The sequence below is a fragment of the Paenibacillus sp. FSL W7-1088 genome (assembly GCF_037969855.1).
Taxonomy (GTDB): domain Bacteria; phylum Bacillota; class Bacilli; order Paenibacillales; family Paenibacillaceae; genus Paenibacillus.
Genome location: NZ_CP150216.1, coordinates 366007 through 386986, shown reverse-complemented (window position 1 = coordinate 386986; position 20980 = coordinate 366007). Strand labels below are relative to the sequence as shown.

Annotated in this window: 12 protein-coding genes, 17 tRNA genes and 3 rRNA genes; 5 read left to right on the top strand and 27 right to left on the bottom strand. The window is 49.2% G+C overall.

Annotation, left to right across the window (positions count from 1 at the left end; translation table 11 throughout):
• Positions 1 to 74: 74 nt before the first annotated feature.
• Positions 75 to 1304: an anhydro-N-acetylmuramic acid kinase gene (locus tag MKY42_RS01870; RefSeq protein WP_090904039.1), complete on the bottom strand. Its 1230-nt coding sequence runs from the start codon at positions 1302 to 1304 to the stop codon at positions 75 to 77.
• A gap of 297 nt (positions 1305 to 1601) precedes the next feature.
• Between MKY42_RS01870 and MKY42_RS01865 the strand changes: the two genes are divergently transcribed.
• From MKY42_RS01865 to MKY42_RS01855, 3 genes are read left to right on the top strand one after another with little or no spacing between them, the layout of a single operon-like run.
• Positions 1602 to 2426, top strand: coding sequence for a hypothetical protein (locus MKY42_RS01865; RefSeq protein WP_090904038.1), 825 nt, complete (start codon positions 1602 to 1604; stop codon positions 2424 to 2426).
• A gap of 24 nt (positions 2427 to 2450) precedes the next feature.
• Positions 2451 to 3872 carry an N-acetylmuramoyl-L-alanine amidase family protein gene (locus tag MKY42_RS01860; protein WP_090904037.1) on the top strand — a complete coding sequence of 474 codons (1422 nt, stop codon included), beginning with the start codon at positions 2451 to 2453 and terminating at the stop codon, positions 3870 to 3872.
• A gap of 41 nt (positions 3873 to 3913) precedes the next feature.
• Complete coding sequence (locus MKY42_RS01855) at positions 3914 to 4468, top strand: GerMN domain-containing protein (RefSeq protein ID WP_090904036.1); 555 nt, start codon at positions 3914 to 3916, stop codon at positions 4466 to 4468.
• A 170-nt stretch (positions 4469 to 4638) separates the two neighbouring features.
• Here MKY42_RS01855 and MKY42_RS01850 read toward each other — a convergent pair whose 3' ends face one another.
• The 4 genes from MKY42_RS01850 to MKY42_RS01835 form a co-directional block, all read right to left on the bottom strand.
• On the bottom strand, positions 4639 to 6201 hold the full coding sequence (locus tag MKY42_RS01850) for an MBL fold metallo-hydrolase (protein ID WP_257031666.1): 1563 nt from the start codon (positions 6199 to 6201) through the stop codon (positions 4639 to 4641).
• Positions 6198 to 7883, bottom strand: coding sequence for an iron ABC transporter permease (locus MKY42_RS01845; protein ID WP_090904035.1), 1686 nt, complete (start codon positions 7881 to 7883; stop codon positions 6198 to 6200). The genes MKY42_RS01850 and MKY42_RS01845 overlap by 4 nt, the downstream gene beginning before the upstream one ends.
• A gap of 90 nt (positions 7884 to 7973) precedes the next feature.
• A complete protein-coding gene (locus tag MKY42_RS01840) occupies positions 7974 to 9050 on the bottom strand; it encodes an ABC transporter substrate-binding protein (protein ID WP_339848208.1) in 1077 nt (358 codons plus the stop codon).
• 76 nt (positions 9051 to 9126) lie between these two features.
• Entirely contained in the window at positions 9127 to 10143 is a 1017-nt protein-coding gene (locus MKY42_RS01835; protein WP_339848207.1) for an ABC transporter ATP-binding protein, read from the bottom strand.
• A gap of 400 nt (positions 10144 to 10543) precedes the next feature.
• On the opposite strand from MKY42_RS01835, the gene MKY42_RS01830 reads away from it, so the two are divergent.
• Complete coding sequence (locus tag MKY42_RS01830; RefSeq protein ID WP_179265731.1) at positions 10544 to 11452, top strand: LysR family transcriptional regulator; 909 nt, start codon at positions 10544 to 10546, stop codon at positions 11450 to 11452.
• Between the two features lie 144 nt (positions 11453 to 11596).
• Complete coding sequence (locus MKY42_RS01825; RefSeq protein WP_179262082.1) at positions 11597 to 12457, top strand: CYTH domain-containing protein; 861 nt, start codon at positions 11597 to 11599, stop codon at positions 12455 to 12457.
• A 256-nt stretch (positions 12458 to 12713) separates the two neighbouring features.
• Here MKY42_RS01825 and MKY42_RS01820 read toward each other — a convergent pair whose 3' ends face one another.
• The 22 genes from MKY42_RS01820 to MKY42_RS01715 form a co-directional block, all read right to left on the bottom strand.
• Positions 12714 to 13319: a short chain dehydrogenase gene (locus tag MKY42_RS01820; RefSeq protein ID WP_053780037.1), complete on the bottom strand. Its 606-nt coding sequence runs from the start codon at positions 13317 to 13319 to the stop codon at positions 12714 to 12716.
• An 87-nt stretch (positions 13320 to 13406) separates the two neighbouring features.
• Complete coding sequence (locus MKY42_RS01815) at positions 13407 to 14045, bottom strand: pentapeptide repeat-containing protein (RefSeq protein ID WP_179262084.1); 639 nt, start codon at positions 14043 to 14045, stop codon at positions 13407 to 13409.
• An 87-nt stretch (positions 14046 to 14132) separates the two neighbouring features.
• Positions 14133 to 14203, bottom strand: a tRNA-Gly gene (locus tag MKY42_RS01810).
• 9 nt (positions 14204 to 14212) lie between these two features.
• Positions 14213 to 14286: transfer RNA gene (locus tag MKY42_RS01805), tRNA-Pro, on the bottom strand.
• Positions 14287 to 14302: 16 nt separating this feature from the next.
• Positions 14303 to 14379: transfer RNA gene (locus MKY42_RS01800), tRNA-Arg, on the bottom strand.
• Positions 14380 to 14385: 6 nt separating this feature from the next.
• Positions 14386 to 14460 (bottom strand) — tRNA-Gly (locus tag MKY42_RS01795).
• Positions 14461 to 14468: 8 nt separating this feature from the next.
• Positions 14469 to 14555 (bottom strand) — tRNA-Leu (locus MKY42_RS01790).
• 9 nt (positions 14556 to 14564) lie between these two features.
• A tRNA-Lys gene (locus tag MKY42_RS01785) sits at positions 14565 to 14640 on the bottom strand.
• 16 nt (positions 14641 to 14656) lie between these two features.
• Positions 14657 to 14731: transfer RNA gene (locus MKY42_RS01780), tRNA-Gln, on the bottom strand.
• 11 nt (positions 14732 to 14742) lie between these two features.
• Positions 14743 to 14818: transfer RNA gene (locus MKY42_RS01775), tRNA-His, on the bottom strand.
• Between the two features lie 97 nt (positions 14819 to 14915).
• Positions 14916 to 14991, bottom strand: a tRNA-Thr gene (locus MKY42_RS01770).
• A gap of 28 nt (positions 14992 to 15019) precedes the next feature.
• Positions 15020 to 15097 (bottom strand) — tRNA-Asp (locus MKY42_RS01765).
• Between the two features lie 27 nt (positions 15098 to 15124).
• A tRNA-Met gene (locus MKY42_RS01760) sits at positions 15125 to 15198 on the bottom strand.
• An 18-nt stretch (positions 15199 to 15216) separates the two neighbouring features.
• Positions 15217 to 15292 (bottom strand) — tRNA-Val (locus tag MKY42_RS01755).
• Positions 15293 to 15299: 7 nt separating this feature from the next.
• Positions 15300 to 15371: transfer RNA gene (locus tag MKY42_RS01750), tRNA-Glu, on the bottom strand.
• 19 nt (positions 15372 to 15390) lie between these two features.
• Positions 15391 to 15482, bottom strand: a tRNA-Ser gene (locus MKY42_RS01745).
• Between the two features lie 4 nt (positions 15483 to 15486).
• A tRNA-Asn gene (locus MKY42_RS01740) sits at positions 15487 to 15562 on the bottom strand.
• A 1-nt stretch (position 15563) separates the two neighbouring features.
• A tRNA-Ala gene (locus MKY42_RS01735) sits at positions 15564 to 15639 on the bottom strand.
• Positions 15640 to 15663: 24 nt separating this feature from the next.
• A tRNA-Ile gene (locus tag MKY42_RS01730) sits at positions 15664 to 15740 on the bottom strand.
• 57 nt (positions 15741 to 15797) lie between these two features.
• Positions 15798 to 15914 (bottom strand): 5S ribosomal RNA (rrf, locus tag MKY42_RS01725).
• Positions 15915 to 16058: 144 nt separating this feature from the next.
• A 23S ribosomal RNA gene (locus MKY42_RS01720) occupies positions 16059 to 18983 on the bottom strand.
• A gap of 310 nt (positions 18984 to 19293) precedes the next feature.
• Positions 19294 to 20845 (bottom strand): 16S ribosomal RNA (locus MKY42_RS01715).
• Together the 16S, 23S and 5S rRNA genes with 17 tRNA genes alongside form the textbook arrangement of a ribosomal RNA operon.
• Positions 20846 to 20980 lie beyond the last annotated feature (135 nt).

The window sequence follows — 20980 nt, the reverse complement described above, 5'->3', positions numbered from 1 at the left end:
TATCCTATAATTCCAATAGAGTCTAATTGATTACACGCCCTTGCATATGCAACTCATTCAAAAGCCTTGCTGCACTACAGTGTCAGGTGGCCCGATATTACGGCGTGTTTCGCGCCGGTTACTGCCGGGAGTGTATTGGTTCTGCCCATGAGTGCCTCATGGCCAAGGAGGGCAAATCCAATCGCTTCGCGGGCATCATCCGGTATACCATAGTCCGCTGTTCGCTCCAAACGGATGTCTTCCGGGAGTCTCTGACGGATCATCTCCATTAACGTGGCATTGGAAGTGCCACCACCGCAGGCGAGCATGGCCGAGATGTGCACCTTGGGCAGGATAAAATCCTTCACTGCTCGCACGATCGTCTCCGCGGTCAGACAGGTGGCAGTAGCCAGCGTATCTTCAAGGGATAAGGAACGCGCTGCGGCCATCTCCATCAAGCGTGCTGCATATGCCGCACCGTACACTTCACGTCCGGTGCTCTTGGGAGGCAGCCTTTTGAAATAGGTATCGTCCAAACACAGATCTACCAGATCCTGATTGAACTTTCCTTGTGCGGCGATGCTTCCATTCGGATCATAGTGCTGCCGCCCTCCCGTCGCCTGGCGTACGATCGCGTCCATCACCATATTGCCAGGTCCCGTATCAAAAGCCGAGATACCTTCATTAGAAGACGCTGATGGCAGCACCGTAACGTTGCCAATACCTCCGATATTTTGCACCAGTCGCCCTTCCTCCGGACTGCGGAACATCAACGCATCGGCATAAGGGGTAAGTGGCGCGCCCTCTCCGCCAGCCGCCATATCCCGTGCCCGCAAATTGCCGATCACTGGCAGGCCCGTTCGTTCACGTACAACGGCGCATTCGCCAATCTGCAGCGTGGACACCACTGGAAGACTCTCGCCTACTGGCCCTGGAAAAGCCGAAGCTACAGGTGCGTGCCATACGGTCTGTCCGTGCATGCTGATTGCATCCACCTGCCCGGATCGGATTCCTGAGGATCGAATAAGCTCACTGACACTGTGAGCATACCACTCCGATACGCCAAAATGTGCAGCCGTCAGCTCATCCACACGTGCCGTCTCCGGTGAACATAGTCGAATCAGCACTTCTCTCAATTCATTGGAGTACGGTACGCAGACGAAGTCAACCAGAGTGATCTTTTGCAATGCCCCGCTGTCATCTGTCAGAATACGCACCAATGCCGCATCCGTCCCGTCGAGGGACGTGCCTGACATCAGTCCAATGATGTAATGCTCCCGTTTCAAGCGATATTGCTCCCACATCGGATAGCTGCCTGTATCCATCCATTCACAACCTCCCGCCAGCCCCGATGAACACGTCATCTTGCCATAATTTCACCCAGTATATGATATAAAATTTCACAAGTCAAATATTTTATGAAATTTAATTACAATCTTCCAACCATAGCGACTCTTTGTCCGAACTGGCATGCTCACAAGAGGTTTTCTATGAATCAAAACAGATAAATAACGATCAAAAAAGAAACATTTTTACAATTTTACCGTTTATATAACGAAGGTATATTTTGGAATCGACATGTTGAGGGTTATAAACTGTCACCAGCGGAAGGAGATACCCAGATGAACAACGCTGCTATTTGGTTTTCAACTGTTTTATTACTAGGGGGACTGACGACTACATCGTCATCCGTTGTGGGTGCCAAACCAGCTGCACCAGAACAAATTTCACAACGTTCCGTTAATGCGCCTTCTGTAACTCCTTCCATTTATTCAAGCATCAAACCGTTTAAAAGGAACAACAGTACCAACAAAATTATCTGGAAAGGAGGAAATATTACTCTAACCGCTACTACATTGAAGTTGGAAGGTAAGCCTGCTTTTGAACAAAACGTCATCCAATCCATTGTCGTCTCCAAGGGGAGCCAGAAACATACGATTGAAACGAGTAATCTGGAGGACAATTGGCTCGATATCACAAGTGTTGTTGCCTCCAACTCCAATACATGGCTTGCTATACACGCAAAACGTAGCTCAGGAAACACGCTGATGCTTCTTAACCTTCAAACAGGTGACAAGACGGAATTAAATGAACGATTGAAACAAGCAGGTAAGAAAAACATAGAAACCATTGCCACCTATAACTGGGCACCCAACGAAGATCAGATAGCCTTCTCTTACGGAGATCCCTCCAAGAGCTCATTAGCCATCTACAATGTTCAGAAAGAGGGCTTTGTATTCCTGCCAAGAGCAACCAATTATATTAGTACCAATCTGATTTTGTGGCAAAAAAACGGAAAAATACTAGATTACATCAGTGAGTACCCATCTGATCAAATGATACTTTATAGGTATAGCATAGAGACTAACAAGGTGAAGCCTGTTAAGAAAATTAGCCGTAATGAGTTTGCAGAATGGTTCAAGCTGGATAAGTATCCCACACAGTAACGATAAATAGTAGAGGTGCAAATAATGAAGAAAACGATTTTACTCCTGTTTTTAAGTCTGTTCTTGCTGGTTGTACTCCCTCATCAGGGAAATGCGGCTGCAAGCACGTCGAAAATCTTCTTGGACGGCGAGGAATTAATCCTACCAAGTGACGTTCAGGTGACCATCGTGAATAAGAATGTTATGATTCCAATTCGTGTTGTTGCCGAAAATTTGAAATTCAAAGTCGATTGGAATCAAAATACACGTAATGTAAAGATCCAGCAAAATGACAAAACGATTTCTTTAACCGTTGATCAAAAGCAAGCCATGGTTGCTGACAAGCAAGTTACCTTGAACACAGCCCCACTCATTTTAAATAACACCACGGTGGTACCCATTCGATTTGTCAGTGAACAAATGGGACTCAACGTGAAATGGAACAACAAAGAGAAGATTGTATACTTAGTCAACACCGACACCAGTAAAGAGCCCACTGTTGAGCCCGGCAACGGTTCAGGAAACGGCAGCCCAACATCAATAACACATGTTACCGATATCCAATTTGCCAACAATCAGCTCGTCGTGTCTATGGATGGCGAATCCAAACCCGTGATGACGACTTTGAAGAATCCCGATCGTCTGGTCGTGGATCTGCCCGGAGCAGTGTTTGGTGATCTATCGCAACCGTTGAATCAAAACATGAATGGCAAATTGGATGTGGACGCATACCCCAATGTAACGGAAGTTAGATATTCTCTTTTTAAACAAGACCCTGGTCAAGTTCGAATTGTCGTTGAATTGAATCAGGTGAAGGATGTACAGTACAGCCAGAACATCATCGCCGATAAACTGATTATCGATCTGAATGTTTCGGGAGATAACGTCACACCCGTTCCTGTAAATCCTGTAGGCGACTCGGGACGCAAGGTCGTTGTCATCGACCCAGGCCATGGGGGTAAGGATCCAGGTTCGACCAGCATCACCAACAAACCCGAGAAGGAATACAATCTGGCATTGGCTCTTAAAGTACAAGCACTGCTTCTCAATGAACCGGATATCGAATTGGTGATGACTCGTGACGGTGATACTTATCCCACTCGCCCGGAGCGTGTTCGGCTCGCCAATCAATTAAACGCGGATGTATTTGTATCTATCCATGGCAATAATGTGGAGTCCTCACCCCAGGCAACAGGTACGGAGACGTTCTACTATCAACGCAGCAGCAGCAAGGAATTAGCCAATATTATTCACGAACGTTTGGTTAAAGCCATGGGGCTCAAAGACCGTGGTGTGAAAAATGGCAACTTGGAAGTGATCAGAGATACGACCATGGCTGCAGTACTTTTGGAAGTGGGATTCCTGAGTAATGTTATGGATGAAGAACTGATGTCTTCCGATGTTGTTCAGATGAAAGCCGCTCAAGCGATAGCAGATGGGATTAAGGAATATCTGGGTATAAATTAAATGATAAAAAATGATGTAAATATGCTGGAGGATGTGATCCATTGAAAACGAAATTGGGATGTGCACTCGTCTTATCCTTCTTAATGATAGTTGGCATTGGTTGTGCTCAGAAGCCAGTCAGTGAATCCGGATCGGCCGAACCTGCTGTTCAGGGGGGACAGTCACCAAACCCATCCGAAACAAAGGTGGATCTGGGCACAATGAACATACAAGCGGTTGATGTGTATTTCGCAGACGCCCAGGTACTGGAACTTGAGAAAAAAGAGCAGGAAATTGAATACAAAGACGATTCCGAGAAATACAAAAAAACATTTGAAGCTTTACAAAACAATACCGATTCGGAGCTCGTATCCCTCTGGGAAAAAGTCGAATTGCTCTCCTTACAGTACGGCGAGGGCAAAGTTACTTTGGATGTTCATATTCCGGATGAAGCCAAATTGGGAACCAGTGGCGAGCTGCTTGCATTGGATGCGCTGACCCAGACGATGTTTCAATACGATGAAGTAGAAAGTATCGATATTCTGGTGGACGGTGAAGCCCTCGATAGCTTGATGGGCCATTCAGAACTGGAGCATCCTATTCAGCGGGAGCCTTAATCTAATTTCAAAAGCCATTGGATGATATCCTCATGATTCTCCCCTTGAATCATCTCTCATGCATGATGAGAAGCATAACTTCTCATCATGCTTTTTTTATATAAAAATCCACATTCAAAAAGACGTCCCCAGGGACGCCCTACATAGATCCAATCTTTATGAAATTCAAATTAGAGATGCAGCTCATCTCCAGGAGATAGCGAATGCAAAATCCCTTTCCCCGAGACCGATTTTTCGCTGAGTAAGCCTTCTCTCAGTTTATCCGTCTCTGCCCGTTCCGCATGTACAAGTACCGTATGCCTCGCAGGAACCTGATGCAGCATTCTCTCGACATCCTTCCAACCCTGATGCACCTTATAACGAATTTTCCGTACCTCGCACGCTCCGTGTTTTGCAGGATTCTGCAACAGCCTGTAAGCATAGGTGCCGGCAGAGACATGCCCAGTGAGCAGTACCAGATTATGTTCATCGTCCGCAAACTGGCTATAGTACCAGCGAGCAAGAGAGGACTGCATCATCCCGTCCGGAATGAACCACAAAGAGGCAGCATGTTGATGCAGTAGCCGCTCTCGATCTTCCTTTGTTACAGGCATTTCCCAACCATAACCCCTCAAAAAACGCTCAATTGCTTCCTTTACAGAGCCCGATATGTGTTCTTCCTCTTCTTTTAGCCAATATGGAGCACGTAAAAGCTGCTTCAGACCGTCCACCAGCCCTTGTTCCACGACAATTGGAACGTCCGGTAACTGCTGCTGTGCCCACAGCATGATTTCCTGACCACGACCCACTGAGGGCATAGGCATTAGCACCTTTCCACCCCGGGCAATGGTCTCATGAATGGCCTGCTCCAGCTGTTCCAGCTTGTTGGCCTGCGTATCGCAATCTGTTCCATAGGCAGCATCCATAATCGCCAAATCCAGAAGACCGGATGAAGATGCATGGATCACTTCTACTCCCTTGGATACGGCATAGGCATCCCCTTGCTCCACAGGTCTACCTGCTGATACGTGGGATCGTAACACCCCTTCGGATGCAGCAAAGGGGAGAGTCTGCGACGCGGATGGCTTTCCTGCCAAGGCATGCCCACCATTCACGACGGTTCGTATATCCGATTTCCAATGTTGACTAACTGGAGCATCAAGCCCCCGCCTGTTACGTGGTACCCTTGCCTGCCAGAATACGTCCGCTGGACAATCTTCCTGCAAAAGCATGGATTCGGAGGTGTAATCACCGGAATAAAATATACGCTTATCCTCCATTTCCAGCCCGAACCATACCGATCCTGCCAGGTGTCCACTGCGCCCCCACACCACCGAGACGCCAGGAACCATTTCAAACCAGGTTCCACCCTCGGCTTCGTCCTCCAAAAATCGGTAGCGAATCAATTGTTCATCGCCTTCTTCGTATGGGAGGGTGTGTCCTGTCCTCTCCATATTTCTTCGCCAAGCTCTGAAGTAGGTGTCCAATTGCTCTCTGGTTTCACGCGTCGTCCATACTTCACCCTGATAACCCATCTTATAAAGCAATGGAATAGCGACGGAATGATCCTCATGGGCGTGAGACAACAAAACCACATCTAACTCTTTAACGATTTCCGGTTCAATCAACGGATACTCGCCGGCTCCTTCTTTTTTCACGCCACAATCCAGCAAAAGTTGAACCCGGCTCCCTCTCAGGAGATAGGCAGAGCGCCCGTGTTCCCCGGCGCCGCCCCATACCTTCAGTTTGATCATGATGCATTCCACTTTCTCTTCGAATTCAGAACTTCGATGCCGAGCAGCATCAGTACTGTCATACCGACAGTAACCACGGCCATCGCCATTCCCAATGACACCTGACCTTGTTCAAATTGAGCAAAAATATACGTAGCCGATGTCTGCATCGATGGAGGCAAAATCAACAGTGAACCTACCAGCTCCCGCGTGGCAATGGTGAATGTCATCATCCAACCGGCCAACATACCGGGGATAATCAGAGGCAGAAGAATGCGCCGCAGAATATATAACGGTCTTCCGCCAAAGACCTGACCCGCCTGGAACAACGTTCCGTCGATCTGGGTGAAGCTTGATTTGACATACTGCACCGTGTACGGCAAGAAAAGTACCACATACGTCAGAACAACCATTCCGTACGAGTTGTACAGGGTGAACGGCATCCATGGTGAATTCCAGAACAGGATGAGACCCACCACCATGACAATGCCAGGTACCGTATTCGGCAGCAGACTGAACAGGTCAATGACACGCTGCATAAAGGAAGACGATTTACCAATGGCCAGTGCCAAACCTGTACCGATAATAACCGCAACCGTCGAAGCTGCCAGTGACAGCCCCAGGCTGTTCCCTATTGCTTTCATACTGACCGATCCCCAGGACAGCAATTCCCGGTAGTGATCCAGCGTCAGATTGTCGAAGGACAATCCCGCACCGCGAAGCTTCATGGTCGATGCAGCAATAATGGAGAAATACGGAATGCCCACCGACAGAATCAGCAGCAACGCGAGATACAACCCGCACAACCAACCCGCTCCGCCACGTAGGGAGTATCGTTTGGAACGCTGCCCCTTGCCCCCTACCAGACGGTACGTGAACTTTCGACTCATGGCAGACTGCATGTACCACATCACCAGACAGACCGACAGCAGCACCGATGCAAGCGAGGTAGCCTTGCCAAAATCAATCGGCCAACTGGAGATATACTTGTGGATCTCAGAGGTCATGACATAATAACCGATACGGCGCCCGAAGGTGGCCGGTGTTCCGAATTCCGCAATCGTTTTGACAAAGACGAGCATGATGCCCATGCCATAGGAAGACAACAGCAGTGGCAAAATAATGCGTCTGAATCGGTATCCCGCACGTCCCCCGTGCACCGCTCCCGCTTCTTCCAAATTGCCTCCAATGCGAATGATGGCATCCCGAAGCAACAGATACAGGAAAGGGAACAGATGCAGGCTCATAATGAGCACCATGCCCCAGAAGCTGAAGAACAACTCACTCCAGCTCGCAGCGGAAGGCACCCATTGCTGCAGGTATCCCCCTTTTTGCATAAACAGAATCCATCCCATGGAGCCGATATACGGCGGGGTCATGAACGGAATCATCAGGATCACGTCCACCCAGCGATGCTGACCCATGCGGGTCTTCGCCATCATCCACGCCAGTGGCAATGCCAGCAGCGTTGTTACAGCTACCACGCAGATCCCCAGCCAGACGGAATTCAGCAGCACCCCGGATAAATGCTGACCGGTAATGGTTCGAATCGGAGCCATCCAATCCCATTGCCCATCCGGATACACACTTTGCCAGAAAATCAGCAAGAGCGGTACACCAATGCTTATCGTTAGCAGAAAGAGGGCCAGAATCACGCCCACTCTCCGAAAAATGCGGTTGTTGTCTACTACAACAGGTTTCACTACGATTTCACCTCACATGACTTCCACAAGACAATCGTCTCTTCACTCTAGTTGCTCTAGTTACTCAATCGTTAGGTCGTAACACTATTCTTATTTAAAAGTCTCGGAGAACCGTGCCGCTGTCTCATCTCCGTGTTCACTCATCCAGTTCCAATCCACTTTAAGCTGCGGGATATCTTTCAGATTCGCCCGGTTAGTCGCTTCGATGTCTTCACGACCCGGAATCAGGTAAGCATCTGCAACAAGCTTTTGTGCCTCATCAGACAACAGGTAATCGATAAATGCCTTGGCATTCTCCACATTCTGACTCGATTTCAGAATCGCTGCCGGTCTTGGACTGATTACAGTTCCTTCCTCTGGATATACGATGTCCAGCGGTTCACCTTTGGCCTTGGAGGAATACGCCATGTAGTCCACACCAGCTGCTACGATGCTTTTCGCTCCGGTAATGACCGGGTCAAGTGCTTCCTGATTCGCTCCTGCCATCGCTACACCATTGGCTTTGTAGCTGTCCAGCAAGTCCCAGCCTTTATCTCCATTTACACTCAGGTAACCCGTAATGAAGTCCAGCGCGGAACCGGACAATGTAGGATCAGGAATATTGACTGCGTCCTTCCAAGCAGGTGTTGCCAGCTCAGCCCAACTGGTTGGTGGCGCGGACACCAGCTTCGTATTGTAGACAATTCCGAGTGCCGAAGCACTGGAGCTAAAATAGTTGCCGTCGGCATCCGACCAGTCCTTGTTCAGCTTGTCTGCATTCTCCGCATCAGGATATGGGAGTGTCAGTCCATCTGCTTTCAGTGCTTGTGCCGAAGGCAGGGAGGCTAGAATAACCACGTCCGCTACCGGGTTGGATTTTTCAGCTTCCATGCGAGCCAGAATTTTGCCTGTCGTGCCCTGGAACATCTCCACTTCAATGCCCGTCTTGGCTGTAAATCCGCTGATGATGTTATCCGCCAGCTTCTGAGGTCCTGCACTGTACAATACCAGCTTACCGCCTTCTGATTTTGTCGTTTCCGCCGATGCAGTAGCCGCACTGCCTTCCCCAGCAGCTTGACCCGCATTCCCGGTAGTTGAATTACCTGTGCTGCATCCGAACAAACTGATACTCATTACCGCTGATAATAACAGCATTGCGCTTCTTTTCCGTGTTTTCATACCCAACATTTCATTCCATCTCCCTTGGTTTCTGATTATATTTGTACTCACATTTCTGCAAACTCAAGCTGTATGCTCATCATGATCAGTTGGCTGCTGCGATGAACTCTCTCGACTTCACAATCGGAGTGTCTTGTCCGTTCATTCGGCAGATCCGCTCCGGGGCTACATAGAGCTGAACCTTCTCCCCTACGCGTACTCTTCGATCAAGGTAGACTGTCCATACACCCAGTCCCTCCATCTGCACCCGAATTTCATAACGCTCTCCTACATAACTGACGCTGAGCACTACCGCCTGATAACACAGATCGTCATGACCTGTTCTGCTCCAGGAGACATGTTCCGGTCTCACCATGGACTGATTAGGCGTAAGCCAGTTGGACTTTCCGATAAACGAAGCAACAAAAGGATCGCTTGGCGATGCGTAGATCGTTTCCGGAGTTCCCTTTTGCAATATGCGCCCCTTCTCCATCACTACAATCTCATCTGACATCGACATCGCCTCAACCTGATCATGGGTGACATACAACGCTGTCAGTCCCATATCCCGTACCAATGACATCATCTCAATTCGCATCTCTTCACGCAGCACGGCATCCAGTGCACTTAGTGGCTCATCGAACAGGATAATCCCCGGTCTTACTGCTACCGCTCTGGCAAAAGCAACCCGCTGCTGCTGTCCTCCCGACAGCTGATGAGGATAACGATTTTCCATGCCTTGCAGGCGAACCATGCCAAGTGCTTCGGTCACCTTTTGGCGCAGATCCGATTTCTGCTTTCCGGCTTTCAAGCCGAACGCCACATTTTCGTACACCGTCATATGCGGCCATAGTGCAAAATCCTGAAACACCATACCCAGATTACGCTTATGGGTCGGTACATCTATCCGCTTCGTTGCCGAGTAGAAACTCTTGCCATCCGCGACGATTTCTCCCGCATCCGGCTGCTCCAGCCCCGCCAGCATGCGCAGCAACGTCGTTTTGCCGCAGCCCGATGGGCCGAGCAGTGTCGTAAACTGTCCATGCTGAAGCGTTAAATCCGTGGGCAGCAGCGCGGGAGTGCGATTGAATGATTTTTGAATTCCCCTAATTTCCATTTTCATAAGCATCCCTGCCTGTCTTCTTGTACTGTTCTCAGTCTAACGTCCGCTTTCGCGAGTTGTATGTTAGAAATGTAAAATTGGAATTAACTTTTTAGATGAATTCTGTTGATCTTCATAGATTAAATCTATATAAGGTGATTAAAATGAATTTTTCATTTTGCTACTCCGATTACAGCACCATCTTCCGATCGCTGTTATCCCCAGATTTCCTTGATCCCCTTTACAAAGGGAGAAATCAGGGGATAAAGGCGAAGCATATGCTTCCGAAGTAGCTTTCTTTCAGAAAGCTTTTAGCTCCGCTTCTTCAGATTGGTCCTGTACTCTCCGTCTTTATGAAAAAAAGCATTAATTCATCTTATATTATGGAGGCCCTGTATAAGTGAGAGGAGTGTTGAGTTCGTTGAACCTGATTAAACTGCAAATTGTTGAACTCATTGATAAGCATCATTATATGACCAGCGTGGCCGAGCTTCTCGGCATCAAGCAGCCTACCGTTACCTTCCATATGAAGTCTCTGGAGGAAGAGATGGGGGTGCGATTATTCGAATCGCGTAGTGGAAAGACATTTCTCACCGAGGCTGGACAAGCCCTTTTACACTATTCCGTCAAAATCAATGCCCTCACTCAGGAGGCGCGCCGGGTAGTACAGGAATATGACAGCCTCTATCGGGGCACCCTGCACATTGGAGCGAGCTATGTACCTGCAACGTATTTACTGCCACCTATTTTGAATACATTTTCTCAGGAATTTCCCGGTATTCGAATGATGTTATCAGTCAAACCTTCACCCGTCATCCGCGAAATGTTGATCCGTCACCAGATTGATCTGGGTGTAATCTCTTCCGAACCGTTTGTAGGGCCGGTGCTGCAAGCAGAGACGTTGTGTGAAGACGATCTGGTATTAATCTGCTCTCCAGAGCATGCCTTGGCTCAGAGGAATGTGCTGAAACCTGAGCATATGGCACAGGTTCCTTTTGCACTGCATGGGGATGAATCCAGCACTCGACGTTTAACGAACCAATGGCTGGAGCAACATGATATTCGTTTGCGAAGCACCGTTGAGATGGACTCTTTGGAAGCGATCAAGCAGTTGGTTCTACTCGGTGGTCATATCTCGTTCATGTCACGAATGGCCGTACAGTGGGAAGAGCAGCATGGACTGATCAAGGTCCTCCCCATTCCGGGGGAGCAGGCTCCGCGACATATTTATACCGTCCACAACAAGGATCGTCATCCTTCCGTCCAGGTCAACCGCTTCAAGGAAGTATTGCGGGACATGAGCCACAGCCTCTCTCTTTTTCATTCATGATCCCGCTAACCCATATAAACTATCGCTTGGCATTCATCAAATCTATGCAGGGTTAACGCAACGCCCCCTTCCATTTAATCGCTTTCATATACTTCGACGATAAAGTGGGTCTGTACGTTAATCCAGCCTAGGGAGTGATTCGTTTTGAAAAAATGGAAAAAGGTAACCGCCTCATTCATGCTGAGCATCGTGACATTGGGAAGTGGACTGACGTTTCTGGAAGCACCACAGGCTTCCGCAGCAGCCAATGCCGTTCCTGCTTATGAAGTGAAGTTCCTGGCTAAGCCGGAGCTGGTATTGAACACGGATGGGACACCACGCAATGAAGTCATTCAGACGCTGGGCTTGAGCTCCTCAGCAAGAAACATTAGTGCAGAGTATTTCGACACCAACGCACTTAATCTGAATCAAGCAGGGTGGGATGTCCGTTTTCGGAAGAAGGATGACAAGAACAATTATGAACTGACTTATAAAAAGCGCTATCCTGTTATCAATGGTGATGTTAATGCGGCGTTGACTCTGGCTAACCAAGAGGGATTTGATGCGTCAGATGATAACTACGAGGCTGAAATTGACTGGGGATATGGCAAACAAACATTAAGCTTCTCCAACACGAAAAAGGTGGACACCAAAGCTACAGGCGTACAACTTCCATCACAGCAGGAAGCTTTGAGCATGTTATTGGACAAACTGCCTGGCAAATTAAAAAACTGGTCCTCCTCCAACTGGGGTAAACAACAACTCACGGCCTCCCGTGCGTACGGCCCGGTAACGTTCCAACGTTATGAAGGCTCATGGAATGGACAAGAACTCACCCTTGAAGTATGGCCTATTCGCAACGCAGCAGGCACAGGTGTAGAGAATATCGTGGAGATCTCGTTCAAAACAGCAGATTCTACAGCTGTTTCGGGACTGCGTACCCAACTGATGCAAGTGCTGGAAAACAAAAACTGGCTCATTCCTGCCGATGGCCTGAAAACTCAGCTCATCTTGGAAAGATACTAATTGGTTGTTGCTGTCTATATCGTATGAGTCTAAGTATGGTATCTAGCGGTTTATGGGACAACGGGGAAAATGGGCATGTCTATGTTCTTATGAAACGAAAAGGATCAGGGTCTTTCCCCTTCCCTTCCCGTATCGATTAAACATACAACGATATGTTTGGTTTATCTGCCATCAAGCTGAAATCCCATTTCATCCAAAACAAAAGGAGATCAACAGGAACTTTCTGTCGATCTCCTTTATTTAATATTCCTTACAGTTAGTATATTTTAAAGGTTTGGGCTGTTTCGATCCCAAGGGCACTCTGGATAAACGTATTGGCGACACGCTCCACCGGCACCGGATTAAATCCGATAAACACACCCTTATATTTCTCTGCGGATTCAACAAACAGGTTAGGACTAACCGAATTCAGACGTATACCTCGCGGTAACTCATACGCTGCTGCTTTGGCAAACGAATCGATTGCACCGTTAACCATAGCACTGGACGCGCCTTTCAGAATGGGGTGGTCCTGTATAATGCCACTGACCAGCGTAAAACTTCCCTTATCGTTGATGTAGTGCTGCCCAATCAAGACAATGTTTACTTGACCGAGTAATTTCCCCTGCACACTAATCATATTGTTCTCAGGGGTCAGTTCCTCCAGCTTCGCATAATGGGTCTGACCTGCTGCAACAATCACATAGTCTATATTAGTCACCGTTTCAAAGAGGGATGTAATACTCTCTGTGGATGTCATATCCACCTGGTAATCTCCGGATTGCCTGCCGGCTGTAATGACCTCAACGGAATATTCCTGAAGCTTTGCTACAACAGCCTTGCCTAATGTTCCATTTCCTCCAATAACGAGAGCCCTTTTCATAATACGCCTCCTTTTTATCAGTGAAAGCATGCTATTGTACATTCATTGATCTCTCCATTTAAACAAAGATCACTCGCATAATCAAACCTACTTCACAATTAAGCCTAATAATCCAACAAAAGAGGCGGCCTGAGCATCTGAGATGATGCATCCGTCCAGATCCTCAATATCCACGAGCAACCTTTCAAAGCTACAGTCGCTGAGGTCCATTCCTTTAAGCTTAACACCCGACAAAAGAGCTTGATCTATATTGCATTCAGAAAACTCCAGTTTTTGAGCTGTAGCTTGAAAGAAATCGCCACTCACCAGAGAACATTCCGTGTACTTCACCTGTTTAAACTTGGAGAATCGAAATAAAGAAAGGTCAGCTACACAGCCCTGAAAGCTTATATTTTGGAGCCTGCTATTTGAAAAATTAGTACCAAGCAATTTACAATTTCTAAATTCTGTTCGGTGAAGGAAAGAACCGTTAAAGTCCATATTGGACAAATCACATTTATCAAAAATCACATCAGTAAGCTCGACTTCGGGGAGAGAGGACTGGCTAAAGATCACGTTCTCAAAGACCACTTTATCGAATGAAACCCTGCTGGCGCTCTGATTCTCCACAGAGATATTGGTAAATCGTCCATGTTTAATTTCTTCTTTAATCTCCCATGTTTCTAAAGTTAACGATAAGTCTTCGAGTTCCAGGGGAATCTTTGGCGTTTCTATTTTATTTTTCATAAGTCCTCCCACTATTTTCTGATATGAGCTTACTATATCAAAAAGAGCCCTTGCAATAAGCAAGAGCTCTCTTTGTTGTTACCATGAAGCGGGTGATGGGAATCGAACCCACGCTATTAGCTTGGAAGGCTAAAGTTCTACCATTGAACTACACCCGCAAATAAAAATCGGGATGACACGATTTGAACATGCGACCCCCTGGTCCCAAACCAGGTGCTCTACCAAGCTGAGCTACATCCCGATACTTATGAAAATAATGGCGCGCCCTGAGAGATTCGAACTCCCGGCCTTTTGATTCGTAGTCAAACGCTCTATCCAGCTGAGCTAAGGGCGCAAATATTGGAGCGGAAGACGGGAATCGAACCCGCGACCCTCGCCTTGGCAAGGCGATGCTCTACCGCTGAGCCACTTCCGCAAAATATATGGTGCGGTCGAGAGGACTCGAACCTCCACGGGGGTTAGCCCACACGGACCTGAACCGTGCGCGTCTGCCAATTCCGCCACGACCGCAAAATATAATGGTGAGTCATGAAGGGCTCGAACCTTCGACACCCTGATTAAAAGTCAGGTGCTCTACCAACTGAGCTAATGACTCAAACTAAAAACTAAAATGGCTGGGGATATAGGATTTGAACCTATGCATGACGGAGTCAAAGTCCGTTGCCTTACCGCTTGGCTAATCCCCATTAAGAAAACATGGGGCGATCGAGGGGAATTGAACCCCCGAATGCCGGATCCACAAACCGGTGCGTTAACCACTTCGCCACGATCGCCATAAGCTATCCCTTACATTCGCTGAGAGTATCTCAGTATTCCCATCTGAAACTACAATATACATTCTATTATAAATTCAGAGGTAAATGCAATAAATGGTGCCGGCGAGAGGACTTGAACCCCCAACCTACTGATTACAAGTCAGTTGCTCTACCAGTTGAGCTACACCGGCACGGTGTAAAATGTTACTTGAGTAAAAATGGCGGAACCGACGGGATTCGAACCCGCGATCTCCTGCGTGACAGGCAGGCATGTTAGGCCAACTACACCACGGTTCCAGATCACTTTCTTAATAGAAAGGTTAATTGCGGGGGCAGGATTTGAACCTGCGGCCTTCGGGTTATGAGCCCGACGAGCTACCGGGCTGCTCCACCCCGCGTCGTTATTATAAGTTATATGGTGGAGGCTGAGGGGATCGAACCCCCGACCCTCTGCTTGTAAGGCAGATGCTCTCCCAGCTGAGCTAAGCCTCCATATATATGACCCGTAGGGGATTCGAACCCCTGTTACCTCCGTGAAAGGGAGGTGTCTTAACCCCTTGACCAACGGGCCACAGTAACAAAATTCTATCTGGCGGAGAGAGAGGGATTCGAACCCTCGAGACGCTTTTGGCGCCTACACGATTTCCAATCGTGCTCCTTCGACCAACTCGGACACCTCTCCTGAATGGCTCCCCGAACAGGGCTCGAACCTGTGACAACTCGATTAACAGTCGAGTGCTCTACCAACTGAGCTATCAGGGAATGGTGGAGCCAAGCGGGATCGAACCGCTGACCTCCTGCTTGCAAGGCAGGCGCTCTCCCAGCTGAGCTATGGCCCCATACACTGTGGTTTAAAACTTATATGGTGGGCCCTGGTGGACTCGAACCACCGGCCTCACCCTTATCAGAGGTGCGCTCTAACCAACTGAGCTAAGGGCCCCAATATATTTCCCTTTTCCTTACGAGGGGGGCAAAAAAAATACCCCAAAGGGAATTCGCTTGGCGGCGTCCTACTCTCCCAGGACCCTGCGGTCCAAGTACCATCGGCGCTAGAGGGCTTAACGGTCGTGTTCGGGATGGGTACGTGTGGAACCCCTCCGCCATCGCCACCAAACGCGATTTGTCGAAGCATAGCTTCTTGAAATCCAATATGGAACTGAAAATCATACGCACATTCTGTGATGTACCGATTTTCATTTCAGAGATTATTCTCTGAAAACTAGATCCGAAACGAAATTTGCGAGTTATAACCTGCATATTGGATAAGCCCTCGACCGATTAGTACTGGTCAGCTCCATGCATTGCTGCACTTCCACCCCCAGCCTATCTACCTCGTCGTCTTCAAGGGGTCTTACATACTGGGAAATCTCATCTTGAGGGGGGCTTCACGCTTAGATGCTTTCAGCGCTTATCCCTTCCGTACATAGCTACCCAGCGGTGCTCCTGGCGGAACAACTGGTACACCAGCGGTACGTCCATCCCGGTCCTCTCGTACTAAGGACAGCTCCTCTCAAATTTCCTACGCCCACGACAGATAGGGACCGAACTGTCTCACGACGTTCTGAACCCAGCTCGCGTACCGCTTTAATGGGCGAACAGCCCAACCCTTGGGACCTACTTCAGCCCCAGGATGCGATGAGCCGACATCGAGGTGCCAAACCTCCCCGTCGATGTGGACTCTTGGGGGAGATAAGCCTGTTATCCCCAGGGTAGCTTTTATCCGTTGAGCGATGGCCCTTCCATGCGGTACCACCGGATCACTAAGCCCGACTTTCGTCCCTGCTCGACTTGTAGGTCTCGCAGTCAAGCTCCCTTATGCCTTTGCACTCTTCGAATGATTTCCAACCATTCTGAGGGAACCTTTGGGCGCCTCCGTTACTCTTTAGGAGGCGACCGCCCCAGTCAAACTGCCCACCTGACACTGTCCCCGCACCGGATTACGGTACCAGGTTAGAACCTAGATACGATCAGGGTGGTATCCCAACGGTGCCTCCACGCAAGCTGGCGCTCACGCTTCAAAGGCTCCCACCTATCCTGTACAGATCGTACCCAAATTCAATATCAAGCTGCAGTAAAGCTCCATGGGGTCTTTCCGTCTTGTCGCGGGTAACCTGCATCTTCACAGGTATTAAAATTTCACCGGATCTCTCGTTGAGACAGCGCCCAAGTCGTTACGCCATTCGTGCGGGTCAGAATTTACCTGACAAGGAATTTCGCTACCTTAGGACCGTTATAGTTACGGCCGCCGTTTACTGGGGCTTCGGTTCACAGCTTCGGATTGCTCCTAACCGCTCCCCTTAACCTTCCAGCACCGGGCAGGCGTCAGCCCGTATACTTCGCCTTACGGCTTCGCACAGACCTGTGTTTTTGCTAAACAGTCGCTTGGGCCTTTTCACTGCGGCCCCCTCGTGCTATTCACACTACCGGGGCACCCCTTCTCCCGAAGTTACGGGGTCATTTTGCCGAGTTCCTTAACGAGAGTTCTTCCGCGCGCCTTAGAATTCTCTTCTCGCCTACCTGTGTCGGTTTGCGGTACGGGCACCATCACCTGGCTAGAGGCTTTTCTTGGCAGTGTGAGATCATGACCTTCGCTACTATAATTTTCGCTCCCCATTACAGCCCAGCCTTACGATGTGCGGATTTGCCTACACATCAGCCTCACTGCTTAGACGGACATCCATCAGTCCGCGTCACTACCCTGCTGCGTCCCCCCATTGCTCATAACGGCTTACGGTGGTACAGGAATTTCGACCTGTTGTCCTTCGACTACGCCTTTCGGCCTCGCCTTAGGTCCCGACTTACCCTGAGCGGACGAGCCTTCCTCAGGAACCCTTAGGCTTTCGGCGGATCAGATTCTCACTGATCTTTTCGTTACTCATACCGGCATTCTCACTTGTATAATGTCCAGCGCTCCTTACGGTACACCTTCAACCCTTATACAACGCTCCCCTACCCCTGATGCAAGCATCAAGCCATAGCTTCGGTGGTGTGTTTAGCCCCGTTACATTTTCGGCGCAGAGTCACTCGACCAGTGAGCTATTACGCACTCTTTCAATGGTGGCTGCTTCTAAGCCAACATCCTGGTTGTCTGTGCAACTCCACATCCTTTCCCACTTAACACACACTTGGGGACCTTAGCTGATGGTCTGGGCTGTTTCCCTTTTGACAATGGATCTTAGCACTCACTGTCTGACTCCCGGAAGTAAGTCTATGGCATTCGGAGTTTGACTGAGCTTGGTAACCCTTGCGGGCCCCGCACCCAATCAGTGCTCTACCTCCACGACTCTGTTTTCCGAGGCTAGCCCTAAAGCTATTTCGGGGAGAACCAGCTATCTCCGAGTTCGATTGGAATTTCTCCGCTACCCCCACCTCATCCCCGCACTTTTCAACGTGCGTGGGTTCGGGCCTCCAGTGCGTGTTACCGCACCTTCACCCTGGACAGGGGTAGATCACCCGGTTTCGGGTCTACGTCCACGTACTACATCGCCCTATTCAGACTCGCTTTCGCTGCGGCTCCGGCTCTTCACCTTAACCTTGCACGGGAACGTAACTCGCCGGTTCATTCTACAAAAGGCACGCCATCACCCCTAAAACGGGCTCTGACTTTTTGTAAGCACACGGTTTCAGGTTCTATTTCACTCCCCTTCCGGGGTGCTTTTCACCTTTCCCTCACGGTACTGCTTCACTATCGGTCGCTAGGAAGTATTTAGCCTTGGCAGATGGTCCTGCCGGATTCATACGGGGTTTCACGTGCCCCGCACTACTCGGGATACATCTCGGAGAGAGCAGACTTTCAACTACAGGGCTTTTACCTTCTTTGGCGGGCCTTTCCAGACCTCTTCGTTTAACCGGCTCCTTTGTAACTCCATGTGAGATGTCCCACAACCCCAGAGAGCAAGCTCTCTGGTTTGGGCTTCTCCGCGTTCGCTCGCCGCTACTGACGGAATCACTATTGTTTTCTCTTCCTCAGGGTACTTAGATGTTTCAGTTCCCCTGGTATGCCTCTACATAACCTATGTATTCAGTTATGAGTAACTGGAAATTACCCCAGCTGGGTTTCCCCATTCGGACACCCCCGGATCAAAGCTTGCTTACAGCTCCCCGAGGCAGTTTCGTTGTTCGCCACGTCCTTCATCGGCTCCTAGCGCCTAGGCATCCTCCGTGTGCTCTTAGTAGCTTAACCATAATTGCTCCGGTTTCGACTGCTCGCTTCCCTTGTTTTGCTTACGCAAAGCCAAAAGTCACTCCCATTCGATACCATCGCAATGCAGTTTTCACTATTTATTGAAACTTGTTTTAACACAAGTTCAGCTTAAAAAGGAATGTTCTAAATCGCAAAATTTCGTTTCGATATCTAGTTTTCAAAGAACAAGCTCCATGCAAAAGCAAGCTGTTTGAGAGTTTGAGCTCTCAAAACTGAGCAACGAGTGAGTAGTTTTTGCAGCTAAGCTGCGTATTTGAATGTTTCCGTTACAGGAAACGATTCTCCATAGAAAGGAGGTGATCCAGCCGCACCTTCCGATACGGCTACCTTGTTACGACTTCACCCCAATCATCTATCCCACCTTCGGCGGCTGGCTCCTTGCGGTTACCCCACCGACTTCGGGTGTTATAAACTCTCGTGGTGTGACGGGCGGTGTGTACAAGACCCGGGAACGTATTCACCGCGGCATGCTGATCCGCGATTACTAGCAATTCCGACTTCATGCAGGCGAGTTGCAGCCTGCAATCCGAACTGAGACCGGCTTTTTAGGATTCGTTCCACCTCGCGGCTTCACAGCCCGTTGTACCGGCCATTGTAGTACGTGTGTAGCCCAGGTCATAAGGGGCATGATGATTTGACGTCATCCCCACCTTCCTCCGGTTTGTCACCGGCAGTCACCTTAGAGTGCCCACCCGAAGTGCTGGCAACTAAGATCAAGGGTTGCGCTCGTTGCGGGACTTAACCCAACATCTCACGACACGAGCTGACGACAACCATGCACCACCTGTCTCCTCTGTCCCGAAGGAAAGGTACATCTCTGTACCGGTCAGAGGGATGTCAAGACCTGGTAAGGTTCTTCGCGTTGCTTCGAATTAAACCACATACTCCACTGCTTGTGCGGGTCCCCGTCAATTCCTTTGAGTTTCAGTCTTGCGACCGTACTCCCCAGGCGGAGTGCTTAATGTGTTAACTTCGGCACCAAGGGTATCGAAACCCCTAACACCTAGCACTCATCGTTTACGGCGTGGACTACCAGGGTATCTAATCCTGTTTGCTCCCCACGCTTTCGCGCCTCAGCGTCAGTTACAGCCCAGAGAGTCGCCTTCGCCACTGGTGTTCCTCCACATATCTACGCATTTCACCGCTACACGTGGAATTCCACTCTCCTCTTCTGCACTCAAGTCACCCAGTTTCCAGTGCGATCCGGGGTTGAGCCCCGGGATTAAACACCAGACTTAAATGACCGCCTGCGCGCGCTTTACGCCCAATAATTCCGGACAACGCTTGCCCCCTACGTATTACCGCGGCTGCTGGCACGTAGTTAGCCGGGGCTTTCTTCTCAGGTACCGTCACCTTGAGAGCAGTTACTCTCCCAAGCGTTCTTCCCTGGCAACAGAGCTTTACGATCCGAAAACCTTCATCACTCACGCGGCATTGCTCCGTCAGGCTTTCGCCCATTGCGGAAGATTCCCTACTGCTGCCTCCCGTAGGAGTCTGGGCCGTGTCTCAGTCCCAGTGTGGCCGATCACCCTCTCAGGTCGGCTACGCATCGTCGCCTTGGTGAGCCGTTACCCCACCAACTAGCTAATGCGCCGCAGGCCCATCCCCAAGTGACAGATTGCTCCGTCTTTCCAGTTTCCTTCAGGAGAAGAAAACAACTATTCGGTATTAGCTACCGTTTCCGGTAGTTGTCCCAAGCTTGAGGGCAGGTTGCCTACGTGTTACTCACCCGTCCGCCGCTAACTATCTGAGAAGCAAGCTTCTCATCAAGTCCGCTCGACTTGCATGTATTAGGCATGCCGCCAGCGTTCGTCCTGAGCCAGGATCAAACTCTCCAATAAAGTATTGAAAAGAGCGATAAGCTCATTTTGAAACTGACGAGATTAAAAATCTCATTGTTGCTCCAGTCGATCCAAGCCAAGGCTTGTCTCAAACTTTCGCGTTCATTCTGCAAGCAGAATGTTTACTCACTCGTT

Excerpts from the sequence above, each read along its gene's own strand:
- MKY42_RS01870 (WP_090904039.1), bottom strand. The coding sequence starts at position 1,304 with ATGGATACAGGCAGCTATCCGATGTGGGAGCAATATCGCTTGAAACGG.
- MKY42_RS01835 (WP_339848207.1), bottom strand. The coding sequence starts at position 10,143 with ATGAAAATGGAAATTAGGGGAATTCAAAAATCATTCAATCGCACTCCC.
- MKY42_RS01850 (WP_257031666.1), bottom strand. The coding sequence starts at position 6,201 with ATGATCAAACTGAAGGTATGGGGCGGCGCCGGGGAACACGGGCGCTCT.
- MKY42_RS01815 (WP_179262084.1), bottom strand. The coding sequence starts at position 14,045 with ATGAAAAATAAAATAGAAACGCCAAAGATTCCCCTGGAACTCGAAGAC.
- MKY42_RS01865 (WP_090904038.1), top strand. The coding sequence starts at position 1,602 with ATGAACAACGCTGCTATTTGGTTTTCAACTGTTTTATTACTAGGGGGA.
- MKY42_RS01860 (WP_090904037.1), top strand. The coding sequence starts at position 2,451 with ATGAAGAAAACGATTTTACTCCTGTTTTTAAGTCTGTTCTTGCTGGTT.
- MKY42_RS01820 (WP_053780037.1), bottom strand. The coding sequence starts at position 13,319 with ATGAAAAGGGCTCTCGTTATTGGAGGAAATGGAACATTAGGCAAGGCT.
- MKY42_RS01840 (WP_339848208.1), bottom strand. The coding sequence starts at position 9,050 with ATGTTGGGTATGAAAACACGGAAAAGAAGCGCAATGCTGTTATTATCA.